Source organism: Christensenella hongkongensis, assembly GCF_000981035.1.
In the GTDB taxonomy this organism is placed as follows: domain Bacteria; phylum Bacillota; class Clostridia; order Christensenellales; family Christensenellaceae; genus Christensenella; species Christensenella hongkongensis.
The window spans coordinates 31,645-39,710 of the sequence record NZ_LAYJ01000047.1 but is presented as its reverse complement, the minus strand read 5'-3'; the positions used below and the strand labels follow the sequence as shown (position 1 = coordinate 39,710).

The window sequence follows — 8,066 nt, the reverse complement described above, 5'->3', positions numbered from 1 at the left end:
CGGAACGGGCCTGTGTATTTCCAGAATAATTTTGTCCATTTACCGTTCCTCCATTCCTTCCACTTCCACCGGGCACCCGTCCCCGCGAAAATCGATGTTGTATAGTATTTCATTGGTAATTTCACATCGATGGCGGTCTATTCCCCTTTGCGGCCTGCACCACGGACACCACCTGCAATATACCTGGTCTTCCGGAAACGGCACTTTCAACACCAGTTTCCCCTCGGTATAATACCGGACTCCTTTTTCAAACATTACGCACCAATCCCTTCGTAATACTCTATATTGCGTTTACAATCCGCGATCTCATTCTCGAGAAAATCGATCAGCTCTGCCCTCCTGCTATTCCAGGAAGATTCATTTTGTTCGGTTTCAAGCTGCTCCTGTAGCTCCAAAAGCCGTTCCCTTTCCCGTTCCAGCCTTGGATTGTACCGCTCCGGGTACTCTTCCCCGGCACCCATGTAGTTCTGTATATATGGCGCATCTGGTACTAACACCTGAACGTCACCCGCTTCCACATTTCGACTCCATTTGGTTTTTGTCTGTAAATGTCTGCACCGATTAGCTTTTTATCCTCGTAGGTTGGAAACGCTACCTTGTCGTCAAATACAATCCGCGTTGCTCCATTCTGGAATTGCTGTTTTATTTCATTGATCCTCATTGCGCTCAATCCTTTCCCGTGGTATAATATCCACGAAAATATTGTGTGATCTTTATTTTCCTGCCGTGGGAGTGCCTGCTCCTGCGGCTTTTCTATATTTTCTTGCCCTTCGCTTCCTCCACGTCCATAATATTCGGAGCCGCAGGCTATATAGTCCATATGTCAAAATCGTTATGACCATTGCCAATATTAGCGTTTCCGATAGCAGTTTCATGTTTGCATCTCCAATCCAAGTTTTTTTATTTTCATGTAACTCTTCTCGATTGTCTCAATATCTATCCCCGCGTATTCATAGGCAGTTTTTGTGTCTACATTTTGAGGGTTCCACACCTTTATCCCAGCTTCATTCATCAGCTTACGAATCTCTTTTTTTATGACCGCTACTGTCGAATTTGCAGCAACGTCAAATAGCTCTTTAAGCTGCGGGTTGCCTATCTCGTTTGGATAGGTGTAGTAAATTCGAAGTGCCGTTTCTGCGTTAAATGGTCTCTTTTTGTTCATTCCTCTCACTCACTTTTCATAATATCCAGTATCTGTTGGATTGCTGCTATCGCTTCGTGCGCTTCTTTGGGGAATTCGCGCTTTAGATCATCATTATCCATATGCCCGTCTATTGCGTCTTTCTCCAACCTCTTGAAATACGGAATCAGGTCCTCGACCTCATATTTCATTCTGATTACTGAAGCTGCTAAGTGTCCTGCGACTGGAATATCCGTGTACCGCTCCCTGTAACTCTCAAAATTACTCAACATCCATCGGTGCCATAGTCCTGGTGCGTCAAGAATTCTTTCAATATTGCCTACGTCGTCAGGTGTGGGCTGTGTTTCCCCGATTTCCCACCGCCTCACAGTGTCTTCCGATACGCCAAGCTCATTTGCCAGCCGCCACCGTTGGATTTTCCGCGCCTCTCGCGCACTTCTTAGGTCATTATGTGTAAATTCTGCCATGTTGGATTCTCCTGATTCATGTAAAATAGATTTGTACCTTGAAAAATGAATCACGCCGAAATAATCTTAGAAATCGCTTTACGCACTTTGTCTTTTTCCTTGTCCGGCATTTCGCGGCGAAGCTTCCGGCTGAAAGATTCTTCTGCAATCCCGAGCGCCTCCGCAACTTCCCAATTATAGATACGTGCTTTTCTGATTTCTGCGCGAATGTCTTGATTAGCAAGTGCCATTGTTTTTTCCCCTCCTATACTGTATAATTTGATGTTAGGTTAGAGTTTGTTGTTAACCTTTTGTTAAGCTTATTATAATTCGTATTTACGTATATGTCAATACTTATTTACGAACTTTTTAAAAGAGGTATTTTATGGAAGTTAAAGATATTATACAGTGGAATTCCAGCGATATAATCGCTGTGGTTGCGGTAGTTGCAGGATTGATAGGTGCAATTATCCCAACCGTTTTCAACTTTATCTTGAAGAAAAATGAGTTAACTCACGCTGATCAGGTTGAAAAATTGCAGACAAAACTACCTGTATTTTCTAAGTTCATTACACTTTCAACAGAAATGGAAAGCCGCATCTATTTTAATTATGAGCAAATCATGCAATATCTTGAAATTTTTTACTCTGTAAAAATGTTAATAGCCTCAGAGTATTCTCTTATTATCAACGAATATGAAAAGTTGTTGTTAAAGTATAGAGATATTTTATTTGCTGAGTTCGCGACCGACACGGCAGAACATTTTTATTCTATAAAAGGGAACGCAATAACGAAAGAAAGCGTGCAGGATGGGCTTTCTACAGAAAAACAAAAATTGTTCAATTCAATGCAAGCAACATGGCCAAAGGTTGCAGATATATTGAAATCTGATCTTCACCTTTAACGGCGGCTATCTCTTCCGTATTGTGGCAATTAGGATATTGGTTATAACGCCAAGCACAGTACTTCCTATAATTGATATAACTGCTATCAATGTATTTGAATCCATAACGCTACCTCCTACGTCATTGATAAGCATATTATATTTCGTATTTACGAATTTGTAAAGGAGTATATATTTATGGAACCATTTGTAAACAGAATATTTGATCTTCTCAAAAAAAGTGGAAAATCAGCAAAAGAGCTTGCCATTTCCATTGGTGTATCACAAGGAAATGTAACAGATTGGAAAAACGGACGGTCAAAGCCATCTGCCATTCAAATTCCAAAAATCGCAGAATTTTTTGGCGTAACGACAGATGCTATTTATTATGGCACTGATAGTTCCACCCCTATTGGCAACGGAGCAAACAATACCCTAGCCGCTGCTTCCGGTTTTGATAAATTATCTCCGCAGGATCAGGAAGAAATTAATATGATTATTAAAATGCGTCTCGAACGGCAAAAAAATCAAGACGAGTGACCTAATTTTGTGCTCCCCCATGTTATCATAGAATCACACGGAAAAGGAGTGTGGTTACAATGCTTCAGGATGAATTACGGGAGCGTTTGCGCTGCGAAGGTTTAGTTTTATGTGAAGATGAAAATACCGGGAAATGTCCGGCTTTAATTATAGGTAATGAAATCTTGATTAGTCGCAATGTCGAGTGTGAAGCTGAGAAAAATAGTAGCATCATCCACGAAATAGGCCATTATATGACATCTCCCCCAATAAACCTTTTAGCTGAAAGCAAGGAAATTCGAGCTCGTTACGAATATCGAGCCGACAGGGCTGGCATACTGGAATTTATAACGCTTGATAAACTACTTGCTGCTTATAAGGCCGGTTGCCGGAACTGTTGGGAAATATGTGATTACCTCGAGATATCAGAACGTTATTTTTTACAGGTTATAAAAATCTACTGCAGTAAGTACGGCGTAATGGTAAACCATAAAGGCTGGCTCTTTACATTCAATCCTCTCCACATAAAAAAATCACGACGAAAAAACAATCCAGACAAGGGATTTATTGAAGATTGGGAAGGGTGCTGACATGGAAGAAATTACGTACGAAGAATCTAAACTTTCGGAAATAATAATGAGTACCGCCCAAGCGGCATATAGAAGCACAACTAACAAAGATTCTTTTTCATTTATTTGCCCGTTTTGCAGCGGAAAAGTAAACGCTGTAAAATGCGATCTTATCAGCAACTATATAAGGATAAAGTGTTCAAAGTGTGATGTAGACTTTAGTTTTGATCCTACTCAAAAGTTAGAGTACTATTATGATTAATTAAACCATCACGTTATGATATAGCTTTTAGTACATTTTGGGATCACAGATCGCCACAGGAGAAAGTAATGCCAATTTACAAAATGGACGGGAAACGCGACGGAAAAAATAAATACCGTGTGCGGATCAATTACATAGATGCCACCGGAAAGGCCCGGCAGGTAGATCGGGTTACTTACGGCTCTGATGAAGCGAAGATTCTTGAATTGAAGCTTTTGCAGGAGATACGCCATGAAGCGCCTGCAAAGCGCATTACCCTGCGTGAGCTTTTTGACGAGTATTGTGAGGTGCGAAAGAACGAGATCAGAGAGTCCACGCTCGATAAATTCAAGCGCATTATGGAATACCATATTATGCCAGAGCTTGAAAATATAAAGCTGGATAAGCTAGCCCCGCAGTTATTAGCCCAATGGAAGCTTAATATGGAAAACAAAGGATTGTCGCTGTATACCAAACAGGCGGCGTTTTCTGTATTTCGCAACTTACTCAACTATGCAGTCAAAATGGACTATATTTCGAAAAATCCATTGGTAAGAGTAGGTAATTTTAGGAACTCCGGCGAAATCAAAAAAGAAATGGACTTCTACACCGCAGACGAATTCAAGAAGTTTATTTCAGTAGCCCGCCAAAATGCGCAGGAAGCCGAGAAACGCGGTTTTCGCTCTGAATGGGATTACTATGTATTTTTTGCCATAGCCTTTTATACAGGGCTCAGGAAGGGCGAAATACACGGGTTGCAGTGGAATGATATCAGCAAGGATTATTTATCGGTCAAGCGAAGCGTTACCCAAAAGCTCAAAGGAGAAGACCGGGAAACTCCGCCTAAAAATACCGCGTCTGTTCGTACCCTTCAGGTTCCGATTCCATTGAAGGAAATATTGTCTGAGCATAAAAAACGCTGGAAACATTACGAGGGCTTTTCTTCATCTTTTAAGGTGTGCGGTGGAATAAAGTGCTTGCGCGATACTTCAATCGAAAACCATAATAAAAAGTTCGCGCTTCTTGCCGGAGTGAAAAAGATAAGAATTCACGACTTCCGGCACTCCCATGTTTCGCTACTCGCAAATAACGGTATCAACATTCAGGAAATTGCCCGTCGGCTGGGACACTCGAAAATAGAAATGACCTGGAATACCTATTCGCACTTGTACCCAAAAGAAGAGGAAAAAGCAGTTGAAATTCTTAACAAAATTATATAGTTCTGTACACGATCTGTACACGATTTTTTCCAACTTTGATATTTTGAACCCCTCCATGCAAAAACGAGAATCGTCAAAAATCGCTTTGTTATGCGATTATTCAAATTGCTCTATCTGTCTAAAATCAACAAAGAATGCCCTTTTCAACTCTCCTATGCTCCACCACACATGAAATGCGAAAATCCACCTAGCCGAAGGCGACAGTGGATTTTTTGTTAAATTTGAATAATATATTTTTCTAACTTCCTATACTTATCCCTCACTCATACTTAAAAGATTGTCGGTTATATCAATATGTTCTTTTTCACCACGAGCTAAAAGATATTTATTTCCATGTTGTCGAATTACAATATGCCAATACATTCTACCATTATTATCCGTTATCCACATTTTACTTAGATATTTAAGAAATACGTTATATTCAAACATAAATATTAAATCTTCACTACCGCAGCCAAAACAAACATACGCTTTTTTATATTTGCTTAATGATTCTTTTTGCGAGGGATGAAAAGCAAACCAATAACTCCCATTTTTTTCTGTCCCGTGATTTTTTGAGACTGCACAGGTTAGACCAGTACTTTGTTCTGCATTATCATACAATGTCCGCATTCTTTTTTTAAATGGTATTCCCATTTTTTTCTGTATTACAGAAACACACGAATCATGGAATGCCACTGGTTTGGGTTTAGCCTTTTTATTTAGTTCATAAGATTGTTGAGATATACCCGGCGCTGCTTCCTCAATAATCTGCGAATCTCGACCTGCTATAAAGATCGTATCAATAAGATAATCCAACCGCGTAAATTCCATAGGTTTGAGAACTTGACATATGTGTTCAAATGTAGCTTCGTCATCTAATAGTTCTTCTTTCAAATGCAATAGTTTTAGTAAAGCATCAGTACTAATTAATCGTATATCCCAAGCGTGTTTTGAGCCTCGAATTTGCGCCTCAAGTCCTCCGGTGTCCTTTCTGCCAACCACCATCAATATAGAGGACCTATCACTTTGGATCTTATTGGAGTTTACTAATTTTTGTCGATATTCAGCAATGGTATCAATATTGATTGAATAGGTATCCGTAGTTTTAACTTCAATAACTATATCGTGATCTTTTGATAGCCATAAACCATCAAATCCAATTCGATCTTTCTTCCCTCTATACAATCCATATTCTACACTAAATCCTAATCTTTTACCAAGTTCATTGACTAGGTCTTGTAAAGCATATCCTGAAGCATCAAATGGTTGTGACAAACATTCTTCAATATAGTTTTCAATTTGTTCTGTTGGTAATAAATCGAAAAACTCTCTCATTTCATAACAAGTTTGGCTGCTATCTCTTAATTTGCCTTCCCCGGAAAAGGATAAAATTTGCGCTAGGCTTTTCCTCTCGATAGTTTCCTTATCTCTCTTCCATATATCAGCAATAGTTTCTGCCATAATAGGTATCTCCTAAATTAATATATAAAGTGAAGTTTTTTTAATTATATCATATAAAGATACAAAATATGTATAAAATAGTAAGTTCGTTTAACTTAACTTCATCATTCAGGGAGTACTAATTGTGATATTACAAATTGTCACTATTATATTTAATTCTTTTCCATTTACTTTCTATTGTTTTTTCCACTCCCCAAATTCCTTCTTGTCGGTTCCTCGATCTCAAAACAGTTCTGAATTTTGGAAGAAAAAGCAGCGCACTAATGTGTGAATCATATAGACTGGAATCTCCCATGTCTCATTATCTTTTTTTGGTCATTCAATTCCTTTATTTGTTAAATAAAAAAGAGCCTCATATGAGACTCTTATGCTTATGAAAATTTTATTTTGCTTCCTGAAGCTGCGCAACGGCATCAAGCGCCTTTTTCAGGTTGGCCTTGATTACTTCTACTTCACGCTCCAAAACCAATATACGATTAACACCGACCTGATCCAGTTTGCTTTCAATGAGATCAAGTCTCATATTCTGCTCCTGAAACCGTAAATCCATTTCATCGTACAGCGTGTCAAAACGCTTATCTATTTGCTCAAAACGCTTATCTACTTGTTCAAACCTATTGTCCATCTTCTGATTAAGACCGACAATAGCTTCCATAATATCGTTTAAGGTTGCTTCGTTTGCCATCCGTAATTATCTCCCGTCAGATTTTACATGCTATTATTATAACACATTATTGGATGATGCAATATACAAATTATCGGAACATTTTTTCTGCGCGATTAGTCATAATTATTGGCGGTAATAAAACGCTTGATTTACTGGCGGTAATAAATTATAATTGAATTGTTGGCAAAGAGAGGAGGTGAATATGCCCAACAAAAAACGAGGGCGTCCTTTTTCAGAAAACCCCAGAAATTTTCGTGTAGATATTCGTTTGACAAAAGATGAATTGAAAATTCTTGATGATTACTGCAAACGAAAAGGCGTGAAACGTCCGCAGGGTTTGCGTGACGGTATCAAAGCTCTCAATGAAAAATAAAAGGAAGCGGTGCGCATGTTGGCAAACGTACTACACCACTTCCCCAGCCGGCACATGCCAAAAGGCATATACAGCGTAAATATTATAACATGCGCTGGCAAACCTTTCAAGCAATGCCGGAACGGCAATCACTGTGAAAGAGGTATAACCATGTTAAATAAAGAGGTGTTGGAGTGTTTGGAGCAGAACATAGAAGGAGCCCAGAAGATTGCATATTATATGAACGATGGCGAGGGATTGTCGGTTCAGGAGCTCATGCTGGACATTAAGGTCGACCACTTTCAGGGCTATGAATTTCTTCTCGCCATTATGCTGCTTGTGACAGACGATTCTGCCATCGAACGCACAAGAAACAGACTATTTATACGCTGGTTCCGAAAGGAATTGGAGGCCAAGGGCGCGGCGCAAACCGTAGAGAGGATTGCTAACATTTTAAGTGAAGAAAACCTGTATTTTGAAACAAAAAGGAAGCGGCTGATTGAATTGGATAAGCAAAATAAGTTATAAGAAACAGAATCGCCACAGGCGGTCTTTTAGAATTTATCCCGCCAGAAAAACGGAAAA

At 39.3% G+C, this 8,066-nt stretch carries 15 protein-coding genes; 7 read left to right on the top strand and 8 right to left on the bottom strand.

The features are described from left to right. Positions 1-39: 39 nt before the first annotated feature. The 6 genes from CHK_RS02555 to CHK_RS02530 are packed head-to-tail and all read right to left on the bottom strand — an operon-like array spanning position 40 to position 1,838. On the bottom strand, positions 40-255 hold the full coding sequence (locus CHK_RS02555; RefSeq protein WP_046442471.1) for a hypothetical protein: 216 nt from the start codon (positions 253-255) through the stop codon (positions 40-42). Next, positions 255-497 carry a hypothetical protein gene (locus CHK_RS02550; protein ID WP_131925085.1) on the bottom strand — a complete coding sequence of 81 codons (243 nt, stop codon included), beginning with the start codon at positions 495-497 and terminating at the stop codon, positions 255-257. The genes CHK_RS02555 and CHK_RS02550 overlap by 1 nt, the downstream gene beginning before the upstream one ends. Next, on the bottom strand, positions 491-820 hold the full coding sequence (locus tag CHK_RS16495; protein ID WP_046442469.1) for a hypothetical protein: 330 nt from the start codon (positions 818-820) through the stop codon (positions 491-493). The genes CHK_RS02550 and CHK_RS16495 overlap by 7 nt, the downstream gene beginning before the upstream one ends. A 51-nt stretch (positions 821-871) precedes the next feature. Further along, a complete protein-coding gene (locus CHK_RS02540) occupies positions 872-1,162 on the bottom strand; it encodes a hypothetical protein (protein WP_046442468.1) in 291 nt (96 codons plus the stop codon). Positions 1,163-1,167: 5 nt separating this feature from the next. Beyond that, a complete protein-coding gene (locus CHK_RS02535; RefSeq protein ID WP_046442467.1) occupies positions 1,168-1,608 on the bottom strand; it encodes a helix-turn-helix domain-containing protein in 441 nt (146 codons plus the stop codon). Between the two features lie 50 nt (positions 1,609-1,658). Beyond that, the gene (locus CHK_RS02530; RefSeq protein ID WP_046442466.1) at positions 1,659-1,838 is read right to left on the bottom strand and encodes a hypothetical protein; all 180 of its coding nucleotides are present in this window, start codon (positions 1,836-1,838) and stop codon (positions 1,659-1,661) included. Positions 1,839-1,972: 134 nt separating this feature from the next. Between CHK_RS02530 and CHK_RS02525 the strand changes: the two genes are divergently transcribed. The 5 genes from CHK_RS02525 to CHK_RS02505 all read left to right on the top strand — a co-directional run bounded on the left by CHK_RS02525 (position 1,973) and on the right by CHK_RS02505 (position 5,019). Beyond that, a complete protein-coding gene (locus CHK_RS02525) occupies positions 1,973-2,491 on the top strand; it encodes a hypothetical protein (protein WP_046442465.1) in 519 nt (172 codons plus the stop codon). Positions 2,492-2,668: 177 nt separating this feature from the next. Further along, on the top strand, positions 2,669-3,010 hold the full coding sequence (locus CHK_RS15500) for a helix-turn-helix domain-containing protein (RefSeq protein WP_052740207.1): 342 nt from the start codon (positions 2,669-2,671) through the stop codon (positions 3,008-3,010). Positions 3,011-3,069: 59 nt separating this feature from the next. Next, complete coding sequence (locus CHK_RS02515; RefSeq protein ID WP_046442464.1) at positions 3,070-3,579, top strand: hypothetical protein; 510 nt, start codon at positions 3,070-3,072, stop codon at positions 3,577-3,579. Position 3,580: 1 nt separating this feature from the next. Next, positions 3,581-3,820: a hypothetical protein gene (locus CHK_RS02510; protein ID WP_046442463.1), complete on the top strand. Its 240-nt coding sequence runs from the start codon at positions 3,581-3,583 to the stop codon at positions 3,818-3,820. 68 nt (positions 3,821-3,888) lie between these two features. Beyond that, positions 3,889-5,019, top strand: coding sequence for a tyrosine-type recombinase/integrase (locus CHK_RS02505; protein WP_046442462.1), 1,131 nt, complete (start codon positions 3,889-3,891; stop codon positions 5,017-5,019). Between the two features lie 252 nt (positions 5,020-5,271). On the opposite strand, the gene CHK_RS02500 is transcribed toward CHK_RS02505, so the two are convergent. Both CHK_RS02500 and CHK_RS02495 read right to left on the bottom strand, forming a co-directional pair. Continuing rightward, on the bottom strand, positions 5,272-6,462 hold the full coding sequence (locus tag CHK_RS02500; RefSeq protein WP_046442461.1) for a hypothetical protein: 1,191 nt from the start codon (positions 6,460-6,462) through the stop codon (positions 5,272-5,274). Positions 6,463-6,844: 382 nt separating this feature from the next. Next, positions 6,845-7,147, bottom strand: coding sequence for a hypothetical protein (locus CHK_RS02495; RefSeq protein ID WP_046442460.1), 303 nt, complete (start codon positions 7,145-7,147; stop codon positions 6,845-6,847). A 184-nt stretch (positions 7,148-7,331) separates the two neighbouring features. Between CHK_RS02495 and CHK_RS16775 the strand changes: the two genes are divergently transcribed. Together CHK_RS16775 and CHK_RS02490 are read left to right on the top strand one after the other, a co-directional pair. After that, positions 7,332-7,502, top strand: a complete 171-nt coding sequence (locus CHK_RS16775; protein ID WP_165903529.1) for a hypothetical protein — start codon at positions 7,332-7,334, stop codon at positions 7,500-7,502. 150 nt (positions 7,503-7,652) lie between these two features. After that, entirely contained in the window at positions 7,653-8,009 is a 357-nt protein-coding gene (locus tag CHK_RS02490; RefSeq protein WP_059109609.1) for a hypothetical protein, read from the top strand. Positions 8,010-8,066: the final 57 nt, after the last annotated feature.

What these genes read in the sequence shown, in the direction of transcription:
- CHK_RS02555 (WP_046442471.1), bottom strand. Translation starts at nt 255, where the DNA reads ATGTTTGAAAAAGGAGTCCGGTATTATACCGAGGGGAAACTGGTGTTG.
- CHK_RS16495 (WP_046442469.1), bottom strand. Translation starts at nt 820, where the DNA reads ATGGACTATATAGCCTGCGGCTCCGAATATTATGGACGTGGAGGAAGC.
- CHK_RS02540 (WP_046442468.1), bottom strand. Translation starts at nt 1,162, where the DNA reads ATGAACAAAAAGAGACCATTTAACGCAGAAACGGCACTTCGAATTTAC.
- CHK_RS02535 (WP_046442467.1), bottom strand. Translation starts at nt 1,608, where the DNA reads ATGGCAGAATTTACACATAATGACCTAAGAAGTGCGCGAGAGGCGCGG.
- CHK_RS02530 (WP_046442466.1), bottom strand. Translation starts at nt 1,838, where the DNA reads ATGGCACTTGCTAATCAAGACATTCGCGCAGAAATCAGAAAAGCACGT.
- CHK_RS02525 (WP_046442465.1), top strand. Translation starts at nt 1,973, where the DNA reads ATGGAAGTTAAAGATATTATACAGTGGAATTCCAGCGATATAATCGCT.
- CHK_RS15500 (WP_052740207.1), top strand. Translation starts at nt 2,669, where the DNA reads ATGGAACCATTTGTAAACAGAATATTTGATCTTCTCAAAAAAAGTGGA.
- CHK_RS02515 (WP_046442464.1), top strand. Translation starts at nt 3,070, where the DNA reads ATGCTTCAGGATGAATTACGGGAGCGTTTGCGCTGCGAAGGTTTAGTT.
- CHK_RS02510 (WP_046442463.1), top strand. Translation starts at nt 3,581, where the DNA reads ATGGAAGAAATTACGTACGAAGAATCTAAACTTTCGGAAATAATAATG.
- CHK_RS02505 (WP_046442462.1), top strand. Translation starts at nt 3,889, where the DNA reads ATGCCAATTTACAAAATGGACGGGAAACGCGACGGAAAAAATAAATAC.
- CHK_RS02500 (WP_046442461.1), bottom strand. Translation starts at nt 6,462, where the DNA reads ATGGCAGAAACTATTGCTGATATATGGAAGAGAGATAAGGAAACTATC.
- CHK_RS02495 (WP_046442460.1), bottom strand. Translation starts at nt 7,147, where the DNA reads ATGGCAAACGAAGCAACCTTAAACGATATTATGGAAGCTATTGTCGGT.
- CHK_RS16775 (WP_165903529.1), top strand. Translation starts at nt 7,332, where the DNA reads ATGCCCAACAAAAAACGAGGGCGTCCTTTTTCAGAAAACCCCAGAAAT.
- CHK_RS02490 (WP_059109609.1), top strand. Translation starts at nt 7,653, where the DNA reads ATGTTAAATAAAGAGGTGTTGGAGTGTTTGGAGCAGAACATAGAAGGA.